Raw genomic sequence first — 21,499 nt, 5'->3', positions numbered from 1 at the left:
GCGCGGGAGGAGGAGTGAGCAGTGGGGTGAGGACGAGGGCTCGCCGCACAACCGGCTTTCCCCCGCTCCCCGCCGCCCACTCCCGATCCTCACATCTGCACGAAACGCACGGTGGCGCCGGTCGGCTTCAGCACGTCGTCGACGCGCTGCTGGTCGGCCTGGTCGCCGATGAACAGGATGATCACGTCCTTGAACGAACCCGGCTTGGCATCCTTGAACGCCTCGCCCACCAGGTCGGCAGTCTTGGCCGAATCCGGACCGGCAAACACCAGCATGTTGCCCGGCAGCACGCCGCGCGCCACGGTGTCCTGCACGTTCGACAGCTGGCGGCCACGACCCGCCACCGCCTCCTCGGAATCGCCGCCCGGCACCAGGTACGGGTACGGACGATCGGCCTTCATGCCCTGCATGTTGTTCTGCACGATCTGGCCGAGGTAGGCGTTCCAGGCCTTGGTGTCGTTCGGATCGGTCGGCTTGGTCAGCTGCTGGCTGGCCTGCGTGCCGGCCTGCTCGGCGGCTTCGTGTTTGCCGCAGGCGCTCAGGGCCAGGCTGGCGGTCAGCGCGAGGGCAGCGATGAGAGCGAACTTACGCATGGTTGTCACCTTCCGTTTCGGGTTGCTTGTTGTGGCCGGTCCGGCCCTTCTGCCAGCGCTGCCGCATGGCCTGTTGTACCGCCGGATGCACGAAACCGGAGATGTCGCCGCCGAGGCGGCCGATCTCGCGCACCAGCGAGGAGGAAATGAAACTGTATTGTTCCGCCGGGGTCAGGAACAGCGTCTCGGCCTGCGGAATCAGATGCCGGTTCATGCTGGCCAGCTGGAACTCGTATTCGAAGTCCGACACCGCGCGCAGGCCGCGGAGGATCACGCCGGCGCCGATCTGCTGGATGAAGGTGGCCAGCAGGCAATCGAAGCCGCGCACTTCCACGTTCGGCAGGTCGGCCAGCGCCAGCCGCGCCAAGGTGATCCGCTCGGCCATGCTGAAACCCGGCCCCTTGCTGGAACTGTCGGCCACCGCCACCACCACCTTGTCGAACAGCGGCGCGGCCCGCGTCACCAGGTCGGAATGGCCGTTGGTGATCGGATCGAAAGTGCCCGGGTAGACGGCCAGGCGCGGATTGCCCAAAGGTTTGCTCACGGGAGAGCCACGGCGGATGAATTGACCCTAGCTTAACGGAAGCGCGCGCCGATAGAGCGCAAAGCGCACCTCGCCGGCCTGGCTCTCGCGGTGCAGCCGCCAATTCGCCGGCAGTGCCGGCGCGAGGCCGCGCGGCGACTCCACGTAGATCCAGCCCTGCGCGGCCAACCAACCGCCCCGCTCCAGTTGATGTGCCAACGCCGACCACAGCTCCAGCGCGAACGGCGGATCGAGGAACACCACGTCGCAGGGCTGCGCCGCGCCCCGCAGGAAGGCCTCCGCGTCCAGCGTCGTCACCTGGCCTCCGGTGGCCTTGAGCCGCGCCAGGTTCGCCCGCAGCGCCTGTGCCGCACGCGCGTCGCGCTCAACGAACTGCACGCCGGCCGCGCCGCGCGACAGCGCCTCGATGCCGAGCGCACCGGTGCCCGCGCACAGATCCAGGCAGCGCGCACCATCGATCACCGGCGCCAGCCAGTTGAACAGGGTTTCGCGTACCCGCTCGGGGGTAGGCCGCAGGCCGGGCAGTTCCGGCACGTCGAGCCGCGAATTGCGCAGACTGCCGCCGATGACGCGGATGCGCCCGGCGGCTCCGTGCACGCCGCTCACGCCACCGCGCCCGCAGCGGCCGGACCCTCAGCAGCCAGTACAGGTTGGAGTGTTAGCATGCCGCCCATTGTCTTTGAATCACGGCCGCAATGCTCAAGTTCTGGAAGAAAAAGCCCACCGACACGGGCCCCGCCGACAAGGAGGCGCAACAGGCTGCCGCCAAGGCGTCCGCCGACGCGGTCGCACCGGAAAGCGGCAACGGCACCCTGCACGAGGCGCTGGCGGAAATTCCCGCGCCGGCGGAAACCCGCCCCGACACCGAACGCTTCGAAGCGCCGGTCGGCGAACCCGCCGCCGCGGAAGCCGCTCCGACCAGACGCGGCTGGCGCGAGCGCCTGTCCGGCAGCGTGTTCGCGCGCAGCCTCGGCTCGCTGTTCGTGCGCAACCCCAGGCTCGACGACGAGCTGCTCGACGAACTGGAAACCGCGCTGATCACCGCCGATGTCGGCGTCGAGGCCAGCACCGAGCTGGTCGAGGGCCTGCGCAAGCGCATGCACAAGCGCGAGTTTGCCGATGCCGCGGCGCTGCTGGCCGCGCTGCGCCAGGCGCTGGTCGCCCTGCTCAAGCCGGTCGAGCAGCCGCTGGACGTGCGCGGCAAGCAGCCGTTCGTGGTGCTGGTGGTAGGCATCAACGGCGCCGGCAAGACCACCACCATCGGCAAGCTCGCCCGCCGCTGGCGCGATGAAAAGCGCACGGTGATGCTGGCCGCCGGCGACACCTTCCGCGCCGCTGCGGTCGAACAACTCAAGACCTGGGGCGAGCGCAACCAGGTACCGGTGATCGCCCAGGGCCAGGATGCCGACGCCGCCAGCGTGATCTTCGACGCGCTGCAGGCGGCGCGCGCGCGCGGCACCGACGTGCTGATCGCCGACACCGCCGGCCGCTTGCACACCCAGGGCGGCCTGATGGACGAACTGGGCAAGATCGCCCGCGTGCTGAAGAAGCTCGACGCCGACGCGCCGCACGAAGTGCTGATGGTGCTCGACGGCACCACCGGCCAGAACGCGGTGAACCAGGTGCGCCAGTTCCGCCAGATCGTCGGCGTCACCGGCCTGGTGGTGACCAAGCTCGACGGCACCGCCAAAGGCGGCGTGGTGTTCGCGCTGGCGCGCGAGTTCGGCCTGCCGATCCGTTTCGTGGGGCTGGGCGAAAGCGCCACCGACCTGCGCACGTTCGAGGCCACGGCCTTCGTCGACGGCCTGCTGCCGGCCAGCCTCGGCGGCGAGGCGCAGGGCCATGACTGAACCGCGACGGCGAGGCTGAACCCATGTCGCGCCGACTGCGGCTGATCCTGCTGGTACTTGGCGGCCTCGCGCTGGCAGTGGTGCTCACCGCGGTGATTGCCGTCTACCTGCTGCTGCAACCGGAGCGCTTCACCCGCATGCTGCAGACCCAGGCGCGCAGCGCCGGGCTCGAACTGAACCTGGCCAGCCCGGCCAGCCCGACCCTGTTCCCGCGGCCGGCGCTGGACCTGGACGGCATCACGCTCAGCGCCGAAGGCGCCAGCGCGCCGATCCTGCTGGCTGCACACGGCCAGCTGGTGCTGCCATGGCATACCGTGCTCGGCGGCCCCACGGTGATCTCGCAACTGCAGATCGAATCGCCCCGGGTCGACCTCGACGCGCTGCAGGACTGGCTCGCCGCGCTGCCCGCGCAGCCCGCGGGCGCACCGCCGAACATCCCGCGCATCGACACCGGCGTCAGCATCCGCCGCGGCAGCGTGGTGCGCGGCAACCAGGTTCTGCTCGGCAACGTTTCGCTCGAGGCCGGCAGCCTGATTTCCGGCCAGCCGTTCCCGCTCGACCTGTCCGCGGTCACCGCGGCAGGCACGCCGCTGCAACTGCGGCTGTCCGCCACGCCACGCATCGAAGGCAACGCGCTGCAGTTGAACAACATCACCCTGCACCTGGCGCAAGGCAGCGCGATGACGCTTGCGCTTACCGGCAGCGCGCGCTGGCACGGCGCCGCCGATGCCGCCGCCAGCCTCGCCGGCAAGCTCGACCAGGCCAGTGCCGGCCAATACGACATCTCGCTGCTGCTGACCCCCGCCGACCAGAGCAACCCGCTGCTGCTCGCGCTGAAACTCGACGGCCCCGCCAACCACGCCGACCTGCGCCTGCCGCCGCTGGCGCTGGCCCACTGGTGGAGCCAGCTGGGCGATGCGCAAGGGCCACAACTGAGCGTGCCGCCGGGTAGCGGCCACGCGGAAATCGCCAGGCTCGAAGCAGGCGGCATCAGCATCGAAGGCCTCGCCATCCAAGCCGGCGACGACGTACCCGCAGCCGCCGGCACGACCGCCGCACCGGCGGCGCAGCCCGCCGCCGGCAAACAGCCGTGAACGTATCCCTGGCCACCCGCCTGCTGCGCTGGTTCGACCGGCACGGCCGCAAGGATCTGCCGTGGCAACACGCGCTCGACGACGGTCGGCGCGAAGCCTACCGCGTGTGGCTGTCCGAGGTGATGCTGCAGCAGACCCAGGTCGCCACCGTGGTCGGCTACTTCGAGCGCTTCGTGGCCGCGCTGCCCACCCTGCGCGACCTTGCCGCCGCCGACGAGGACACCGTGCTGGCGCTGTGGTCGGGGCTCGGTTACTACCGCCGCGCGCGCTTCCTGCACCGTGCCGCGCAGCTCTGCGTCGAGCGCCACGGCGGCGAACTGCCGCGCGACTTCGACGCACTGGCCGCGCTGCCCGGCATCGGCCGCTCCACCGCCGGCGCGATCCTGGCGCAGGCGCACGGCCTGCGCTTTCCCATCCTCGACGGCAACGTCAAGCGCGTGCTGGCGCGCTACCACGGCATCCACGGCCACCCCGGCGCGAGCGCAGTGGAGAAGCAGCTGTGGCGGCACGCCGAGGCGCACACGCCGACCGCGCGCGTGGCCGACTACACCCAGGCGATCATGGATCTGGGCGCCACCGTCTGCGTGCGCTCGCGCCCCCGCTGCGAGGACTGTCCGCTGGCCGCCGACTGCGTCGCCCACCGCGACGGCCTCACCGCCCGGTTGCCCAGCCGCAAACCGGTTAAATCCATGCCCACCCGCGCCACCGTAATGCTGATCCTGCGCGATCGCCGTGGCCGCGTGCTGCTGGAGCGGCGCGGCCCGCACGGCGTGTGGTCCGGCCTGTGGAGCCTGCCCGAGGCCACCGGCCCGGACGGCGCCTGGCGCCTCGCGCAGCGGCATGCGCGGATCGACGACGCGCAGGCGCTCGCCCCGTTCACCCACGTGTTCAGCCACTACAAGCTCGCGGTCGAACCGCTGCTGTTCGACCGCGCGACAGCGCAGCGCGGCATCGCCGATAATCCGCAGCTGCGCTGGTGCAGCGCCGACGAACTGGGCGCACTCGGCCTGCCCGCTCCGGTGCGCAGCCTCCTGCTGCAGATCAACGACAACGCCTGAACCGCCCCGCAGGCTACGCGCACTAACGTTACAGCCCCACCAGGATCCGAACCATGAGTCGTACCATCCATTGCGCCAAGCTCGGCATCGACGCCGAAGGCCTCGACTTCGCCCCCTGGCCCGGCCCGCTCGGCCAGCGCATCTACGCCGAGATCTCCAAGCCCGCCTGGCAGCAATGGCTGACCCACCAGACCACGCTGATCAACGAATACCGACTCAACCCGCTCGACCCGAAGGCACGCAAGTACCTCGGCGAACAGATGGAGAAATTCCTGTTCGGCGGCGACTTCGACCATGCCGCCGGCTTCACCCCGCCCGACCTGGAGTCTTGACGAAAAGCCGTGCATTCGGTCTAATGCGCGGCTCCACGCATCATCAACAGCCCCCGCGGTTGTTCCTGATCGCCAGGTTCCCGGCCGGGTAGCTCAGTTGGTAGAGCAGGGGATTGAAAATCCCCGTGTCGGCGGTTCGATTCCGTCCCCGGCCACCATTCACAGCCACGAAAAAGCCCACTTTCTCAAGTGGGCTTTTTCGTGGGTCGCCGAAATCTGCACGCATTTCATCCGCGCAGCACGAACAAGTATGGCCACGGGCCATCTTCGACAGATCCGCTTGTCCAGGACGGCCCCAAAAACAACCCCCGCCAAGGGGGTTGTTTTTGGGGAAAATCGAAAGCCTCCAAGAGCCCTCAGTTGTAACGCCGGCGCAAACCCAGGAACAGTCCGGCAAACAACAGGCCGAGGCCGAACATGCCCAGCTTGCCGGGCTCCGGCACCGTCACGGGCGGACCGCCGGTGCAGGGCCCGCTGCCCTCGGCACCGGTTCCATCCCCCGACACGATCCAGCCGCTGCAGTTACCCGCAATGCCCTGGACGTGTGCCACCGATGACCAGTTGCTGTCGTTCTCCACAAACGGATTACCCGTCAGCGGGCTCAAGAACGTCAGATCATAGGTTGCTGTATCGCCGGCCAGGAATCGGCCACTGGGCGCCCAGCCGAAGGCGAGGTTGAACGTACCCGGCACCGGACCCGTATTGAAACCGCTGGCGCTGTATAACGCGCCGTTGCCCGCGCAAGTACCTGCGGTGCACATGATCCCAGAGGGAGAGAGCGCCTGATTGAGATAGAAGGCCCAGCCGACGGTGGATTTTATACTGCTCAACCCCTGTTCAAAATCCGGCCCGGTCATGAGGGAGTTCAGCACCAGCGTTCCCGTATTCGAACCCACGGAGGAGGTGAACTGGGCTCTTAGCCAGGGCGCACTGCCATCCGGCGTATTGCCGGCAAAAACGATGTTCAGATTGATGGTGGTCGAGATGGGGGTCGCGGCGACCTGCAAGGGCAGCAGGGTCAGAGCGGCCAGAGTGATGCCTGTCAGAATCAGGATTCTTTTCACGATTATTGACCTATGTTGAGACTTGTCACCACCCGGCGCCAAAAGCAGCCAGGGCCTTCCGAACTTCTGGTATTCCTCTTTGCAGCAAGCAGCTTCTACAAACAGTTTCCAAGCACATTTTGAGCCAAGTTTACAAATCGCTGATTTAACTATATTTGTGCTTTTCCCCAATCCATAAACGCTGCAATTTTGTAAAACCTTCCGACAGACTGACCAAGTCCGAGGTTGCACTTCGCCAGGGGCAGACGGACGAACCGCTTCACGGGTTGATTCGCGGCCGCCGCCAAAGATCTCGTACGGCCGGGCGGGCAAGGGGCGTGAGCCCGCTGCACGGCAGCAACGCGCCGATGTCACGATCAACGGTGGCCGGCAGACCGGGCGTCACCCTGCTCCGGCTCGCTGCGGATGCGCCGTGTAGGCGGAGCGGCTACAGCCAGAGCCAGGCGCACCATTCCCCTTGCATCCCGTCCTGGTAGCGCGGGACCACCAACGGGTTGATGCGGCAGTCCTGCCCAAGAAGGGCGAACTGAGTGTTTACTCTGACACCGCGACCCAGGCGATTGAAGACAAGCATCGTCGACGACCGCGAAAACGATCGGGTTACCGTAGCCACGACACGTTTCGATGTCGCCTTCAACCATGACGCACTTCATGGTTGAATCCGCCGCGTACCCTGCGGTTGGTTGAGCTCTTCGAGCAAGCCCATTCCAAACCGGTACGCCATCTTCCCCAAATCACCGGCGATAGCTCGCCGACGCGCCGGAAAGACGTTTGGCCAGATGGAGTCTGTCGGAAAGGTCTAGGCCGAACAGGCCAAGCCGGGGCTGGTTACCCGGCACGGATCAATGCCATAGCGGGCTTTCAAAAGGCCCGCTATCGGGGAGCCGCGCAGTTGCTCGGGTTCAAACATGAAGCGATGCGAGAACTTGCTGCCGGGTAGAGGATTGATGCGCGCATCAGCGAGTCCTCGTGGCAACTCGTCCTTCGCCAGTCCCTCGAGCAGACGAAGGCGCAAGGGCACCACCGGATTGTTTCGCACCATGGGGTAGCTTGTCGGCGGCGCGAATTGCTCGAAGCCGTAACAACGTACGTAGAACTGGGTATGCCGCGGATGCACCCCGATAACGATATCGGTCAAACCGGTGTGCAATCCATAGTGTATGGCCCAGCGCATCATGCCGAACAAGGCCTTGGCGCCACGTGACGCACCCCTGCGACGATCTGCCAGCATCCCTACCTCAAGTAGGCGGCGCCCTTTTCGTCGCAGTTCGTCCAGATATCCCGCATATACGCTGTCCAGCGCGAGCCCCATGGGATTGTCGCGGAACAGTGTCATCGTATAACCGACTTCCGGCCCTTCCGGCCCCCATATCACGCATGCATGCTGTCCCACGGCAGAGGGAACGGCATGCACGCCAAACGGGTTTTCGTCGATCAGCCCCATCTCTGAGTAGCGCTCATATACCAGCCGCCAAGCCGATTCCACCTGTTCAAGGCTGGTCGCGCAGAAACAAGGTGGTTCGCTGTCGCGCACCACCGAACGACTGAGACGCGCCGCCGTAATGTCGATGACTGTCTCGGGAACTTCTACCGATCTGATTAAATTCATGCTTCAACCGCTGATCTAGGGACATGTTGCTTAAAGGCATGCTGTCCTCCTGACCACATGGGTTGGCGCCGACTTTGCCAAGTCAGCCGAAACGGGGGCTGTCGGTGCTGCAATGTGATGTTTCATCACCACGCGACGTGCAGCACGACGTAACGCGCGCGTCCCGCGTGAGTCTACAACGCTGCTACCGATGATTGTGTGAGCGGCGTCGCCATACGTGTGAAGCGTTCAGGAACGTGATCGTGCCCCGCCTCCGAGTCGACGCCGCGTGAATACGCTACGCAGCGCACATCCTGCTCATGGCGAGCAACCCCTACTCCGGTTCTTGGACGTGTTTCGGTGCGCGTATAGTGCCGCATGGGCCGGCTGATTGCTGGACGTACAGGCGAGCGTAACCGGCTGGAGTCAGCTCCAATCCAGAGGCGGACACGGACCGTGGATCGGCATACGAAAGCAGGCATCCTGCGCGCAGGCATCGCTGCGCCCTCGGCGGATAATTCGCAGCCGTGGCGGTTTGCGTGGAACGGCGACGACCTGGATCTTGGAATCGATGCGGATCGCAGCGGCCGCGTATCCGATACCCGATATGTCCTCAGCGACCTGGCCGCCGGCGCGTGTCTGGAAAACATGATCATCCACGCCAGGTCGCTCGGTTATGTGGCGGATCTGCAAACATTCCCGCACCACGACGACGGGCTGTGGGTCGCCCGCATCCGTTGGCGCCGCGATCCCGAGTGCGACCAGGTCGAGCCGCTGGCTGATGCCATCGAGCGGCGCCAAACCGACCGCAGTTTCCCCTGGAGGGGGCCCATCACCACCGCTACGCAGGCACGCCTGGATGCGCAAGCCCGGGAAATTCCCGGGCAGCGGCTTTATTGGCCACAGGCACCGCACGAGAAAAAAGCCGCCCTAAGTGTCATCAGACTGGCCGAGACGCTGCGTTTCAGGAGTCCCCTGCTGCACGCGGAACTGTTTTCGAGTATCCGCTTTGCCGCTGGCTGGCACACCGCCTGCGAGGAAGGCCTGGCTCCGGCGACGCTCGCCGTGGAACCACCGCTGCGCCCCGTGTTTCAGGCAATGCGTCGTCCTGCAGTGATGACCATGCTCAATCGACTGGGCGCGGCTTCGGTTCTGGGGTGGCGCTCGGCCTGGCTGCCAATTCGGTTGTCGCCAGGACTCTGTCTGCTCGTCGTTCCGTCCACAGCGCGATCCGATGTACTCGCCGGGGGCCGCGCACTGCAGCGCGTGTGGCTTCAGGCCACCCTCGACGGGCTGTCGGTCCAGCCGTATGCGGCGGCGGGGGTTCTCAGCTTGGGGTTCGTACCCGTCGAGCCGCCCTTTCAGCAGCCGCTCTCGCGTCTCGGCTCGGCCCTGCACGACCTGTGCGCGCCGGGGCATGGGCTGGTGTTTTTGCGGCTTGGCCATGTGCGGTCCGCACCGCGCACTCGCAGTGGGCGACGAGCGCCCGCAAGTTTCGGCGCTTCCCCATAATAAAAGGATACGCGTTTGTGCGCGATCGCCTTAAGGCACTGCGCGATCTTGTTCTTCGCCCATCCGCTGCGGCTTGCCGCAAGCACCCGGCGATGCAGCATCGAAAACGAAAGCGCGTCGGCCGCCCCTTCCTTCGCCCCGTGATTTCACGCCGCGAGGGCGAAAGACCGCGCTTTCCACCCAGTGTCGAAATTCTTTACAAATGCGGATTGCAGTCAATCCGGCTAGATAAACTCCATATAAAACAATTTATTACATCCATACCCTGGGGTTTGCGGGCACTCGGTGGAATAGCCGGGAAATTGGCTTCCGCGGTCGGCGGCCATGAACCGTTTTTCTGCTTAAACATGTGCTAGTTCAATGAGTTAAATCCATGCTAGTGGGAGGAAAGATCTGGTTGAAGCACAGCTGCTTTGCGCCTGGCCGACGCGACATGGCGCCGGAATGTCTTACAAATGCTGAGTGAATTCGGCAGTCTTTCATAATAAATAATAATAAAAACAGCATGTTATATGCATGGCATGCCTGTTGCTTTTAAAAACCCGCAGGGCAATGTCGATCGGGCGCTACTGTCGTTGCGATTGTCTGGGTTGGTTCTCGATGGAGGGAAAAATCATGTTGAAGAAGAAAAGCATCGGAATCGCACTCGCATGCGCGCTGGCGCTGGGTGCATGGAGTGGATCGACGCTTGCCACTCCCATAAACGTGGGCGGGGTCGTGTGGGATCCCACTAGTCCGCTGGACCTGACCGTCCAGGCACTCAACTTCCGCGAATCGAGCATTTCGAGCGTCGGCGACGTGCTGACGGGCTACGGAGTGATTGGCTCGTTCAATGGGACAAACCAGGCAACGTTCTGCCCGGGTTGCGATCTCAGTTTCACCTTCCAGTACACGGTGTCGAGCATCATCGGCAACCGGGTTGAGTTCAGTCCTGGATCCATCAGCTTTTTCGTCGACAATACCAGTAGCTTCAATGTGCTGAACCCGGCTACGGCAGGGGTTGGTACGCCGTGGCTCACCTTGTCCGGCCATACGGGTGCGGTGCTTGGCTTTGTGGGTACCGCGCAGCTTTTCTCCGAGGTCGTTGGCACGGTTACCAATCCCCTGACTGGATCCAACGGAATCGGCTTTCTGGACGCGACCGGAGGTCCTGCGGCGTCCTTCTTCCAGACCCACACACAACCCGACGGACTGGGTGGATTCGCGGACTTCACGCTCAATTCGGAGTTCCTGAATTCGATAGTCAGAGGGTGTGCGAGTACGCCGTCACCGGATCCGACCAGTATCTGCCACTACCCGATTACGGGAACAGCCACACTGATTGGCAGAACGGTGCCCGAGCCGGGTGAGATGGGCCTGCTGGGCCTTGGCTTGGCCTTCCTGGGCTTGCTTGTCGGGCGGCGCCGCAAAGAGACTGAAGGGCGCGTATAAAGCACGCACCCCATGCATGCGGTTTGACGATTGATGGCGCCGCTTCTCGCGAAGCGGCGCCATTGTCCGCATGTTTGCGTTGAACCGGTTGACTGGCCGCGTAGCGAGTTGTCCTTCAAGTGGCGACCATCATTCGAGCCGCAAAGCCGAGCAATGGCTGGTCCGGGACCACCTGACCGGCACCACCTCCCGGCTCGGTCATTGCTTTTTTGTCCAACCAACGCCGCAGCTCCCAGAGCGCCCGGCAATGCTTCCAAGCAAGTCGGTATCACCGTTACGGCTTGGCAACGGCTTTACGCAATCACGCCGAGGACAGATGTCTCATGATGTCTGATGCACCGGACACGACTGAGCCGTTCGACTACGCAACGGCATTCAGCCGGACGATCGGCTGGATAACCACGACCGAGCAGGCGAAGCTTCGTTCCAGGCGCGTGGCGATCGCCGGACTCGGCGGTGTTGGCGGCAGCCATCTGCTGACCCTGACCCGGCTCGGCATCCAGTCGTTCAACCTGGCGGATCTCGACCGATTCGGCACGGAAAATTTCAACCGCCAGGCTGGGGCGTTCCTGTCGACCGTGGGCCAGCCCAAGGTTGACGTGGTATCCCGGATGGCGCGCGACATCAATCCGGAACTGGACATCAACAAGTTCCCCGGTGGCGTCACCGTCGACAACATGGAGCAGTTCCTGTCGGGGGTGGATCTGTACGTCGACGGACTGGATTTTTTTGTGCTCGATATCCGCGCCAGGCTGTTTGCGTTATGTGCCAAGCGCGGCATCCCGGCGATCACTGCAGCGCCACTGGGCATGGGCGCCGCGGTGCTGGCGTTCCTGCCGGGTCAGATGACATTCGAAGAGTATTTCCGGTTGGAAGGGAGAACGACCGACGAGCAGTTGCTGCGCTTCATGGTGGGTCTGGCGCCTGCCGTGCTGCATCAAGGCTATCTGGTCGACCCGTCTGCGGTGGACCTGGTCAACCACCGGGGACCATCGACGCCCATGGCATGTGAAATCTGCGCCGGGATAGCCGGCACCCAGGCGTTGAAGATCCTGCTTGGCAGGGGCAAGGTGCTCGCGGCACCTCACGGCCTGCACTTCGACGCCTACCGCAACAAGCTAGCCCGCACGTGGCGACCGGGGGGCAACAACAATCCACTGCAACGGTTGCTTCTGTCCGTGGCGCGCCGCCGTTTCATGCATCGGTAAGGAACCCGTTGGCGGGGCACTTTTTGGTTTTCCGCATGGCCCGATACAGGGGAATCTCCTCGATGGACTCGACCCGCCAGCCTGCAAAGTTACGACGGCGTGAAGGCCGAAAACGCACAAGCACAAATACCCGGAAGCAAGCCGGTTCACTCCCGCGAGACCACGCCGGCATGCGCCAACGTCTTGCTACACTCAAAGCCACCACGGAACTGGGGGTGTCCCGTCATGCAGCGGCTCAGGATTGATTTGATCGCCGCCGCGCGACCCAACTTCATGAAGGTCGCGCCACTGTTCCATGTGTTGCACGAGCAGCCGTGGTGCCGCCTGCGTCTGGTACACACCGGCCAGCATTACGACCAGAACATGTCGGAGGCTTTTTTCCGCGACCTGAAGTTGCCGCCGCCGGATCTGCACCTGGGCGTGGGAAGCGGCAGCCACGCGAAACAAACCGCCGACGTGATGCTCGCCTACGAAGAGGCCTGCACTGCGGATCGGCCGGACCTGGTCGTGGTGGTCGGAGATGTCAATTCGACGATGGCCTGCGCCCTGGTCGGCGCGAAGCTGCACATCCCGGTCGCGCACCTGGAGGCCGGATTGCGCAGCGGCGACCGCCGGATGCCCGAGGAAATCAACCGGCTGGTGACCGACACGCTGGCGGACATCCTGTGGACGCCGTCGCCGGACGCGGACGAGCACCTTGCCGCCGAAGGCGTGCCGCCGGAAAAGATCACCCGCGTCGGCAACATCATGATCGATTCCTACGAACTCATGCGCGAGCGCATCGATGCCAGTGGAGAGCGGCGCCGATTCGGGCTGGAGAATCGCGCATACGCGGTGGTGACCCTGCACCGCCCATCCAACGTGGACGCACCCGGTCCGCTCATGGCGCTGGTCACTCAACTGACCCGCATGGCGGCCAGACTGCCGTTGGTGTTTCCGGTGCACCCACGCACCCGCAAAAACCTGGAAGCCTTCGGCCTGTGGTCGAGACTGGCGGACGCACCCAACCTGCAAGTGATCGAGCCGCTCGGTTATGTGGACTTCATGAACCTGGTGTGCGGTGCGCACCTGGCCATCACGGATTCGGGTGGTATCCAGGAGGAAACCACCTATCTCGGCATACCCTGCCTGACATTGCGCACCACGACCGAGCGGCCAATCACGATCACGCAAGGGACCAACCGTCTGGTGACTGCCGCCGAGCTGGCGCCAGCGGTGGACGAAATTCTCGCCGGTCGCTGGCCGCGTGGTCGCAAGCCCCAGCTTTGGGACGGACATACCGCGGCACGCGTTGCGGCCGACATCCGCCGTCGCCTGTTGAGCGCACCGCCACGCGTTGCCGAAGCAACGGCGGTTCCCTCACCGTCAACCAGCGTACGCTGGGCAGCGTCTGAACCCGGGGGCGGACACATGCCCGGCTGAGCGCGGACCACCGCGTTGCACGTCGGGAATCGTCCAGATATGCACGTCATCATCATCGCCAGTTACTTGACCGCCGCCGCGGCGTTCCTCGCCGGCACGGCGCTGCTTGGCGTCAGTTGGCGCGGTCAACGCACCGGTGCCCTGCTGGTCCTGGCCATGATGGTCTCGGTCCTGTGGGGCGTGTTTCTGGCTTACGTCGAGTGGCAGCGTACGGTGGCGGTCAACTGGGTGCTGCTGGCCGAGGTTCTGCGCTACGGCGCCTGGATCGTTTTCGTGAGCGCCCTGTTCAGCGCGTGGCCGATGTCCGGCCTGCTCCGCGGTTTGCACGTTGTTGCGCACGCACTCTGGGTCGCGCTCGCGCTCTACTGTCTGGGGCCGGTGACGGGTTTCCCGCAGCCGACCTGGTTGCCGTTCAGCACCAACGTGCCGCTGGTCGGCACGCTGCTGCTCGCCCTCACTGGCGTAGTGTTTCTCGAACAGATCTACCGCAACGTGCAATTGGAACAACGTTGGGCGCTCAAGTTTCTGGTGATCGCGCTCGGCCTGCTGTTCGCCTACGACATCTTCCTGTATTCCTACGCGGTGCTGTACCGGCAGTTCAATGCCAGCGCGTGGGCGGCGCGCGGCTTCATCAATGCCTTGCTGGTGCCGCTGTTGCTGGTGGCGGCGGCGCGCAACCCGCAGTGGTCGCTGGATGTGGGGGTGTCGCGGCGCGCGGTGTTCTATTCCACCAGCCTGCTGGTGGTGGGGCTTTACATCATCGCCACGGCGATCGGCGGTTATTACGTGCGCCTGTATGGCGGCGACTGGGGCCGGGTGGCGGAAATCACGCTCGTCTGCTTCGCGCTGCTGCTGGTGCTACTGATCGCATTCTCCGGCCAGGCGCGCTCGCGTCTGCGGATGTTCCTGCACAAGAACTTCTTCAGTCTCCGCCACGACTATCGTGAGGAATGGCTGCGGCTGACCGCTACGCTGTCTGCCAGCGACATGGAGTTGTCGCAGCGCGCGGTACGCGCGATGGCGCAGATCATGGACAGCCCGGCCGGCGCGCTGTTCATGCGCGGCGACACTGATGAATTCGTGCCGGAAGCGCGCTGGAACATGCCGACGCCAGCTGGTCTGAAGCTCCCGGCCGGCCTGCCAGCGTTCGCGCTCATGCGCACGCGTCGATGGATCTATGATCTGAGCGAACCGCCGCCGCTGGGCGACGAACAACTGCGGGCGCCGGCCGAATTGACTGACCTGCCGCGCGCCTGGCTGCTGGTGCCACTGGTACTGGAAGACCGGCTCGTCGGCTTCGTGGTACTGGCGCAGGCGCGCGCGCGCCGTGCGTTCGATTGGGAGGACATTGATCTGCTCCGGGCAGCCGGCAGCCAGGTGGCCGGCATCATGGCGCAGGCGGCCGATGCCCGGCGCCTTGCCGAGGCGCGGCAGTTTGAAGGCTTCAACCGGCTCACCGCGTTCCTGATGCATGACCTCAAGAACCTCGCAGCCCAGCAATCGTTGTTGCTGCAGAACGCCGAACGCCACAAGCACAACCCGGCGTTCGTGGACGACATGCTCGCGACCGTGGCAAATTCAGTGCAGCGCATCTCGCGCCTGCTCGAGCAATTGCGCGGCGATGTGGCACCAGCCAAACCCGGTCGCGTGCCGCTGGCGGCGGTGCTCGACAAGGCGCTCGACGAGTGCCGTACACAGTCGCCGCGACCGGAGTACCTGCCGGTTGCGGACGACCTGTGGGTGCAGACAGATATCGAACAGCTGGCCACCGTGCTCGGCCACGTGATCCGCAACGCCCAGGATGCAGCGCAGGCCCACGGTCATGTCACGCTGAGATCCAAGCGCGAATCCGGACACGCCATCATTGAAATCGAGGATGATGGGGCGGGCATGGATGAGGATTTCATCCGCAATCGGCTGTTCACGCCATTTTTCACCACCAAGGCAAGCAAGGGCATGGGTATCGGCGCCTATCAGGCCCGCGCGTACGTGCATTCGCTGGGTGGAACGATGCGTGTGAACAGCACCCCGGGCCAAGGCAGCGTATTCACCATTCAACTGCCGCTGGTCGAGCCCGCCAAGGCTGCCATGGTGGCTGACAAGCAGCGGACCGCGCCATGAGCCAGAAGCCACGCTGCCTGTTGATCGTCGAGGACGATGTCGGCCTGCAGCGCCAGCTGCGCTGGAGCTTCGAGGATTACGACGTGATCATGGCCGGCGATCGGCAGACCGCGCTCGCCCTGCTGCGCCGCCATGAGCCGGCGGTGGTACTGCAGGACCTGGGCTTGCCCCCTGACGCCACCGGTACCACCGAAGGCTTCGCCACGATCGCGGAAATCCTGCAGGACGCGCCGCACACCAAGATCGTCGTGGTCACCGGCAACGGCGACCACGACAACGCGGTCAAGTCCATCGGTTGCGGCGCCTACGATTTCTGCTCCAAGCCGCTGGAGTTGGACGTCCTGCGCCTGATCGTGGATCGCGCCTTCCGGGTACATGAACTGGAGGCCGAGAACCGCAAGCTCAGAAGCCAGTCGACCACGGTGCTCGAAGGCATCATCGGCAGCAGTGAAGCCATGCTCGACGCCTACCGGCTGATAGAGAAGGTCAGCCCTTCCAACGCCACCGTCCTGCTGCTCGGCGAAACCGGCACCGGCAAGGAGGTGTTCGCACGCGCGATACACCGCCTGAGCACGCGGTGCGATGGGCCGTTCGTGGCAATCAACTGCGCTGCCATTCCCGAAACCCTGCTGGAAGCCGAGCTGTTTGGCCACGAGAAAGGCGCCTACACCGGTGCGCACAAGCAGACCAAGGGCAAGATCGAACTGGCGGTCAACGGCACTCTGCTGCTTGACGAGATTGGCGACATGCCGTTTGCGCTGCAGGCCAAGCTGCTGCGGTTTTTAGAGGAGCGGGTGGTCGAGCGCATCGGTGGGCGCGAACTGATTCCGGTGGATGTGCGCATCATCTGCGCGACGCATCAGGACCTGCCGGCGCTGATCAGTGCAGGGCGCTTCCGCGAGGATCTGTTTTACCGCGTCAGCGAAGTGACCATCCGGCTTCCGCCGCTGCGTGAACGTGCCGGCGACATAGCACCCCTGGCCCGGCATTTTCTCGAGCAGGCGGCCAGCCGCCACGGCCGCGCGGTCCATGGTTTTACTGCCAAGGCGCTCAAGGCGATCGAGGCGTCTCCATGGCGCGGCAACGTGCGCGAGCTGGAGAACGCAGTCAACAGCGCAGTCATCATGGCGGACGGGAAGCAGATCGAGCTGGAAGAGCTGCACCTTGGTGCGGCCAGCAATGATATTCTGGACTTGCGCAAAGTACGAAACGACGCTGAGAAACGTGCGATCCAGCGGGCCCTGACCCAGGCCGGTGGCAATCTCTCGAATGTCGCGGGCCTGCTCGGGATCAGTCGCCCGACGCTCTATGATCTTCTGGACAAGCATGGCTTGAAAAAGCCTACCGATGCAGATTGACCCGCGCGTGACGCGTGGCGAACTGAGGGTAAAGACATGCGCTTGATCAAGTTGAACACGCGAATCGTTCATTACGGCTTGGCGTTTCTGTGCGCCACCTTGTTGCTGAGCAGCTGCGGCATCACCAGCAGACACGGCAGCGTCGATGCCGGCATCAAGTACCAGGCGAACGGAGAGTATCGTGCGGCCTACATCGAGGCCAAGAAGGTCCTGCAGCGCGACAGCAAGAACGGCGAGGCCTGGCTGCTGCTCGGGCAAGCCTCTCTGATGCTCGGCAATCCAAAGGACGCCCTGAGCGAACTGCAAAACGCCGAGGCGAATGGCGTGCCAATAGAACGTTGGGCGGTACCCATGGGACGGGCGCTGCTGGCGACACAACAATACGACAAGCTGCTTGCAACCCTGACTCCCGACAAGCCCTACGAGTCCAAGGTCAAGGCACGTGTAGCCGTGCTGCGGGGTGACGCCTATCGCGGGCTCAAGCAGTTCGATCAGGCTCGGCAAGCGTACATGGCCGTGTTGCCAGCGGACCCGAAAAACCCGGGCGCGCTGGTGGGACTGGCCCAGCTGGCGGCCACCGCCAACGATCCGGATTCCGCCCGCAACTATGTGCAACAGGCACTGGCCGCCGCACCGGACAATCCGCAGGTATGGGTCGCGAAGGGTGATCTGGCGTTCGACGGCGCCGATTTCGCCGGCGCCGAAGCGGATTACCAGAAGGTGATGGGCTTCAAGAACCCTGACTGGTTGCCCCAAGAGCGCTTCTACGCGTTGACCCGGCTGGCCAACGCACAGGCACAGCAAAACCAGTTCGACAAGGCGCTGGCCACCATCCAGACGCTGGAAAAAATGTCGCCGCAGCATCCGTATCTGCACTATCTGCACGCCATGGTGCTGTACAAGCAGGGACATCTGGACGCTGCAATTTCCGAGCTTCAGCAGGTGCTCCAGGTGTCACCGGATAACGCCCGGGCGCAAGTGCTCATGGGCGCAGTCAACTACGCACAAGGCAACTACAGCCAAGCGGAAATGTACCTCAGCAATGCCATGGGCATGGATCAGAAGAATGTCGATGCCCGCAAGTTGCTGGCGCTCACGCTCTACCGCGAAGGGCGCTCGCGCCAGGCGTTGGATACACTTCGACCCGCCACGCCGGGCACACCGTCCGACACCGAGCTGCTGGCGCTGTTGCAGAGAGCCGTCGCCACGGGTGCCGGTTCACCAGGGGCGGTAGCCGCCGCAACCAGCGGTGCGAGCAATTCGCCCGACGCCCAGTTTGCACGCGCCGGCAACGCCCTCGCCAGCGGAAATGAAGCGGAAGCAACCCGCCTGCTGCAGGAGATTCCCGCGGGCGATGCCTCCACCGAGGCGCGCCGCAACAGCATGCTGGTCATGACCTACGTGCGCGAGCAGCGTCCGGCCGAAGCGGTCAAGGTCGCAGCCGCATATGCGTCCAGCAATCCGCGCGACAGCGCCGCGCACCTGCTGTACGGGACCGCGCTGGTCGCGGCCGGCCAGCGCCCCGAAGCACGCGCCCAGTACTCCGAGGCCTTGAAGCTGGACCCGGAAAATCTTGCCGCGCTCCTGAGCCTGGGCGGCCTGGATTCACTGGAAGGCCATTACGAAGCTGCCGCCAGCAGCTACGCAACGGTGTTGAAAAAGGACCCGCGCAACGCGGCGGCGATGACCGCGCTCGGTCAGCTCGCCGTGCTGCAGGGCGACAGGGCGGAAGCCGCCAAGCGATTCAAGCAGGCCATCGACGCGGCACCGAAGTCCCCCACCGCGTATATCGCACTGGTGGTGCTGTACGGCGAAGACGGCAAATTCGACGAAGCCGTGAGTATGGCCAAACAGCTGGCGGCCGCCAGCCCCGACAACCCGGCGGCGCTCAATGCTCTCGGGGCGGCGGAACTCAATGCCGGCCATCACGGCGAAGCGTTGAAACCGCTTCAGCAAGCGGTGAACCTCGCGCCACAGGTGCCCTTGTATCGCACCAATCTGGCGCGCGCTCAGATCCTTGGCAAAGATACGAAGGCTGCCGAAGGCAATCTCGACGCGGTGATCAAGGCCGGCCCGAGCGAAGTGACGGCAGTGGTGCTGCGGGCATTCCTGAAGTCGCAGGAGCACGATCTGCCGGGCGCCATTGGCCTCGCGCAAATGCTGCAGAAGCAACCCGCCACCAAGGCAGCGGGCTTCACGCTGGAGGGCGACTTGTACATGGCGAACAAGTCTTATCGCGAAGCCGCCCAAGCCTATCAGCAGGGCTTGAAGCTCCAGTACGACCGGCCGCTGGTGGTGAAGAGCTTCCTGGCGCTGAACGAAAGCGGGGCCAACGCCCCGGAGGGCGTACTGCGCGACTGGTTGGCCAAGCATCCGGACGATGCTCCCACCCACTTGCTGTTAGCCGACTACTACCTGAAGCATACGCAGAACGCGCTGGCTGCCGGCCAGTACGAGCAGGTGTTGAAAATGCATCCGTCCAACATCGACGCACTCAACAACCTCGCCTGGATTTACACGGAGCAAAACAATCCTAAGGCGCTGGCGCTGGCGGAGCGTGCCTACAAACTGGCGTCTGAATCGCCGGGCATCGCGGACACCTATGCCTGGGCGCTGATCGCGCATGACCAGCCCAGGACCGCACTGCCGATCCTGCTGCAAGCAGCCAAGGCGGCACCCAAGGCACCGGCGATTCAATATCACCTGGCCGTGGCCCAGGCGCGCACCGGGGACCAGGCCGGCGCGCGAAGCACGCTCGCGGCACTGCAAAAATCCGGCGCCGATTTTCAGGGTAAGCCAGCCGCGGAAAAACTGTATCGCGAGTTGACCGGCGTGACCGCCAAGTAGGCGGTAGGCATCGCGGTTTCGCGCTTTTACCGACTTCCAATATGGAAGCCCAGAAGAATCAGCCCAGCCCCGACAACCCAACCGGCGGCCAGTACAACCAAAAGCCGACCGATCCGGACGCTTTGCAGACGCCAGTACAGATCGCTCAGCAACCACCACAGACCGGTGAAAACGGCGAGCGCAAAAACGCCCCAGCCCAGATGCCCGGACGACCACAAGAAGTCACTCATGGGAGGCCGCGCCTTCTGCAACAGCAGTTTCGCCGGCCCAGACGCGATCACCCGTACGCACGAGCAGGTTCACGGCGGCCGGCAACTCGAGCACCACGGTACTGCCCAGCAGGATCCGGCCGATCCGCTGGCCGCGCTCGATCTCCTCGCCCGCCCGGACCCAGGTTTCGATACGCCGTGCCGCCAGGCTGGTAATCAGGCGCACCGCGACTTGTCCGGCATCCGTCGCAATCACCAGGCGCTTTTGCACCGGACAGGGTTTCTCCCGCAGAAAAGCAAACTCCCTTCCCTCTCCGTCCATGAAGCCGTCGCCGTACGACTCCACGCTGAGCACCCTTCCGGACACCGGGCTGCGCTGCACATGCATGTCCCAGAAACTGAGCGCAATCACCAGATAGCGCACTCCTCCGTGTTTCTCCGCACTGGTCACCAACCCGTCTGCCGGAGCCAGCATGCTGTTGCCGGAAGGCGCGATACGCTCCGGATCACTGTAAAAATGACGCAGAAACGCACGCTGAAATCCCCCCTGCTTCAGCCAGGTGCGGATTTGCGCTTCCGGCCAGCGTTTGCGTGGTGGAAGCCAGCGCCGTATCAGCGGCGATGGATACGGAAAATAAAGCGCCCAGAGCACGATGGCCGCGGCCACCAGGCACAAGATCACGATTTGCAGACCAAGTATCGTCATTTGGGATGGGACATCGTGCCTGACTTCTTGCTGGCGACAGATCGTGTAACACAACGAACACTCAAGATCGATCCCCCTTCAGATGCGCATCGAATCCGTCAACTACCGCAAACGTTGATGGAAGGAAGCCACCGCTTCGCTTCGGCAAACTGACATCGCGACACGATCACGATCGGGGAGGCGAAGTGACGGCTGGGTATGAGGTTAGTGCAGGTGCGGACTGCTGCCTTGCCGGCCGGTGAGACGGGGGGAGCGCGGGGTGTTCAGGCGTGAGAGCCTGGCAACCGGACAAAAAATCAGGAGTTACGTGAACTGGTTCACGCCCTCGAGTTTCTTCACTCTATCTTCACCAATGATTCATAGAGCAGCCCGCTAACTGATCAACGGTAAAACCGCGTTTCCACCTCAGAGCGCTTTCGCGAGCAGGAGCGGGCTCTGACGGGCATGTTGCGTGCCCTCAAAGCGCAACGCGAATCATGCGCCAAGCGTGGCGGGTCACGAAGGAGCAGTGAAGTCCAAGGGGCTGCCGTGCAGGCATGCCTGGGGCTAGCCCACCGGCAGC

The 21,499-nt window shown here is 64.3% G+C and carries 18 protein-coding genes and 1 tRNA gene; 12 read left to right on the top strand and 7 right to left on the bottom strand.

The features are described from left to right. Positions 1-89: 89 nt before the first annotated feature. The 3 genes from R5H19_RS17645 to rsmD are packed head-to-tail and all read right to left on the bottom strand — an operon-like array spanning position 90 to position 1,743. The gene (locus R5H19_RS17645; protein WP_318160372.1) at positions 90-593 is read right to left on the bottom strand and encodes a hypothetical protein; all 504 of its coding nucleotides are present in this window, start codon (positions 591-593) and stop codon (positions 90-92) included. Next, a complete protein-coding gene (gene coaD, locus R5H19_RS17640; protein WP_318160423.1) occupies positions 586-1,125 on the bottom strand; it encodes a pantetheine-phosphate adenylyltransferase in 540 nt (179 codons plus the stop codon). Before coaD ends, R5H19_RS17645 begins: the two co-directional genes overlap by 8 nt. Positions 1,126-1,164: 39 nt before the next feature. After that, positions 1,165-1,743 carry a 16S rRNA (guanine(966)-N(2))-methyltransferase RsmD gene (gene rsmD, locus R5H19_RS17635; RefSeq protein WP_318160371.1) on the bottom strand — a complete coding sequence of 193 codons (579 nt, stop codon included), beginning with the start codon at positions 1,741-1,743 and terminating at the stop codon, positions 1,165-1,167. Positions 1,744-1,832: 89 nt separating this feature from the next. Here rsmD and ftsY point away from each other — a divergent pair, with 89 nt between their 5' ends. From ftsY to R5H19_RS17610, 5 genes are all read left to right on the top strand, one after another. Then, the gene (ftsY, locus tag R5H19_RS17630) at positions 1,833-2,987 is read left to right on the top strand and encodes a signal recognition particle-docking protein FtsY (RefSeq protein ID WP_318160370.1); all 1,155 of its coding nucleotides are present in this window, start codon (positions 1,833-1,835) and stop codon (positions 2,985-2,987) included. Positions 2,988-3,010: 23 nt separating this feature from the next. Continuing rightward, positions 3,011-4,081: an AsmA family protein gene (locus R5H19_RS17625; RefSeq protein WP_318160369.1), complete on the top strand. Its 1,071-nt coding sequence runs from the start codon at positions 3,011-3,013 to the stop codon at positions 4,079-4,081. Further along, positions 4,078-5,139 (top strand): A/G-specific adenine glycosylase, encoded by a 1,062-nt coding sequence (gene mutY, locus R5H19_RS17620; protein ID WP_318160367.1) that lies wholly within the window; start codon positions 4,078-4,080, stop codon positions 5,137-5,139. Before R5H19_RS17625 ends, mutY begins: the two co-directional genes overlap by 4 nt. Before the next feature lie 53 nt (positions 5,140-5,192). Then, on the top strand, positions 5,193-5,471 hold the full coding sequence (locus R5H19_RS17615; RefSeq protein WP_318160366.1) for an oxidative damage protection protein: 279 nt from the start codon (positions 5,193-5,195) through the stop codon (positions 5,469-5,471). Between the two features lie 82 nt (positions 5,472-5,553). Beyond that, positions 5,554-5,629 (top strand) — tRNA-Phe (locus R5H19_RS17610). Positions 5,630-5,827: 198 nt separating this feature from the next. Here the strand turns inward: R5H19_RS17610 and R5H19_RS17605 are convergent. Both R5H19_RS17605 and R5H19_RS17600 read right to left on the bottom strand, forming a co-directional pair. Further along, positions 5,828-6,535: a PEP-CTERM sorting domain-containing protein gene (locus R5H19_RS17605; protein ID WP_318160365.1), complete on the bottom strand. Its 708-nt coding sequence runs from the start codon at positions 6,533-6,535 to the stop codon at positions 5,828-5,830. 799 nt (positions 6,536-7,334) lie between these two features. After that, entirely contained in the window at positions 7,335-8,144 is an 810-nt protein-coding gene (locus tag R5H19_RS17600) for a hypothetical protein (protein ID WP_318160364.1), read from the bottom strand. Positions 8,145-8,579: 435 nt separating this feature from the next. Here R5H19_RS17600 and R5H19_RS17595 point away from each other — a divergent pair, with 435 nt between their 5' ends. The 7 genes from R5H19_RS17595 (at position 8,580) to prsT (ending at position 20,022) form a co-directional block, all read left to right on the top strand. Continuing rightward, entirely contained in the window at positions 8,580-9,635 is a 1,056-nt protein-coding gene (locus tag R5H19_RS17595; protein WP_318160363.1) for a hypothetical protein, read from the top strand. Positions 9,636-10,250: 615 nt separating this feature from the next. After that, positions 10,251-11,066, top strand: coding sequence for a PEP-CTERM sorting domain-containing protein (locus tag R5H19_RS17590; RefSeq protein ID WP_318160362.1), 816 nt, complete (start codon positions 10,251-10,253; stop codon positions 11,064-11,066). A 323-nt stretch (positions 11,067-11,389) separates the two neighbouring features. Next, the gene (locus R5H19_RS17585) at positions 11,390-12,274 is read left to right on the top strand and encodes a ThiF family adenylyltransferase (protein WP_318160361.1); all 885 of its coding nucleotides are present in this window, start codon (positions 11,390-11,392) and stop codon (positions 12,272-12,274) included. A gap of 225 nt (positions 12,275-12,499) precedes the next feature. Then, positions 12,500-13,696, top strand: a complete 1,197-nt coding sequence (wecB, locus tag R5H19_RS17580; protein ID WP_318160360.1) for a UDP-N-acetylglucosamine 2-epimerase (non-hydrolyzing) — start codon at positions 12,500-12,502, stop codon at positions 13,694-13,696. 39 nt (positions 13,697-13,735) lie between these two features. Beyond that, positions 13,736-15,817 (top strand): XrtA/PEP-CTERM system histidine kinase PrsK, encoded by a 2,082-nt coding sequence (gene prsK / locus R5H19_RS17575; RefSeq protein ID WP_318160359.1) that lies wholly within the window; start codon positions 13,736-13,738, stop codon positions 15,815-15,817. Continuing rightward, the gene (gene prsR / locus R5H19_RS17570) at positions 15,814-17,175 is read left to right on the top strand and encodes a PEP-CTERM-box response regulator transcription factor (RefSeq protein ID WP_318160358.1); all 1,362 of its coding nucleotides are present in this window, start codon (positions 15,814-15,816) and stop codon (positions 17,173-17,175) included. The genes prsK and prsR overlap by 4 nt, the downstream gene beginning before the upstream one ends. A gap of 36 nt (positions 17,176-17,211) precedes the next feature. Continuing rightward, positions 17,212-20,022: an XrtA/PEP-CTERM system TPR-repeat protein PrsT gene (prsT, locus tag R5H19_RS17565; RefSeq protein ID WP_318160357.1), complete on the top strand. Its 2,811-nt coding sequence runs from the start codon at positions 17,212-17,214 to the stop codon at positions 20,020-20,022. A gap of 26 nt (positions 20,023-20,048) precedes the next feature. Here the strand turns inward: prsT and R5H19_RS17560 are convergent, their stop codons facing one another. Continuing rightward, complete coding sequence (locus R5H19_RS17560) at positions 20,049-20,252, bottom strand: hypothetical protein (RefSeq protein WP_318160356.1); 204 nt, start codon at positions 20,250-20,252, stop codon at positions 20,049-20,051. After that, positions 20,245-20,937 (bottom strand): phosphatidylserine decarboxylase, encoded by a 693-nt coding sequence (locus R5H19_RS17555; protein ID WP_318160355.1) that lies wholly within the window; start codon positions 20,935-20,937, stop codon positions 20,245-20,247. The genes R5H19_RS17560 and R5H19_RS17555 overlap by 8 nt, the downstream gene beginning before the upstream one ends. Between the last annotated feature and the right edge of the window lie 562 nt (positions 20,938-21,499).

It is taken from the genome of Rhodanobacter sp. KK11 (assembly GCF_033345435.1).
Classification (GTDB): Bacteria; Pseudomonadota; Gammaproteobacteria; order Xanthomonadales; family Rhodanobacteraceae; genus Rhodanobacter.
The sequence above is the reverse complement of the archived record's forward strand: the minus strand, read 5'-3'. Positions and strand labels throughout refer to the sequence as shown.